The 969-nt window shown below is 44.0% G+C and carries 1 protein-coding gene; it reads right to left on the reverse strand.

What is annotated here, in order from left to right; translation table 11 throughout:
- Nucleotides 1-969 (reverse strand): CHAT domain-containing protein (locus H5154_RS24315; RefSeq protein WP_182719744.1); only part of this gene is annotated, 969 nt, incomplete at both ends.

Below are 969 nucleotides of genomic sequence, written 5' to 3' on the forward strand. Positions count from 1 at the left end.
TTTTTTGGCTAAGGTGACAGACTCGCTCAGTACTCTTCCTTCTCGCCAATAATAATGAAACAGCAGGACCGCAAAATAGCTCGCTTTTACATCATCTAATGGTAAGGTGGAGGCGATTACTTGATTTGCTTTAGTCAAAAGTGGTACAAGCAACCCATGATGCTCCCCTTTTGTATCATCTTGAGTGGTTCCCGCAATGCACGCGTTAAAAAAAGTAACATCAACCGTATTTTTCATGCGCTCAAGTGAATCTGAGGTAATGCTACGGCTATCTAGCATCAGTTTAGCACCGCCAGCGTTGTCTTCATCCGCTATACCATGACACGCAATGTGGGCAAAACTCATTGGCTTATCGTGATATGGAAAAAGAGTGTCGGCTGTACAAGTACCTTGTGTTGCAAGGCTCGTTGCCTGGCGTATGTCGTTACCATCATCTAATTGCTTACAAAGCGCGTGCTGCTCTAACACTGTGTGTGGAATAAGAAAACGGATGTCTTCGTTTTCTATTGCGATAGCTTTACCTGCACAGGTTTGGCTGCTAATGGTATTGTTGCTAATGGTTACGTGGTGACTTTCGCTGTCTTGCTGGCCTAAGTTCAGTGCTAAGCGTTGACGCCAAAGCCCGATTCCGGGTATGAATCTATGCTTTATGGTTTCATTGCACCCTAAGCTTAACGGAAAGTTATGAGTTCTCCCTTGCGTAAGGTTTAGTATCTCTTTAACGCCGTGGTCAATTAGCCAATGACTTAACGGGCTGCTCTCACCTTGCCAAACCTCTTGCATGGCGCGAGTGATATTATGCCATACCTGCTTAATGACATACTCAGGTGATTTAACAACTGCACCATCAGCATAACGTTCAAGAACACCTTGGATATCAGCATCACTATAACTCATTGCATTTTTACGATAGCCTCGCCCTGACATTAATTTAGTTAAATCATCGTGCAGTGTCAGTAACCGTTCAAA

The sequence above is a fragment of the Pseudoalteromonas sp. SR44-5 genome, assembly GCF_014163675.1.
GTDB lineage: Bacteria > Pseudomonadota > Gammaproteobacteria > Enterobacterales > Alteromonadaceae > Pseudoalteromonas > Pseudoalteromonas rhizosphaerae.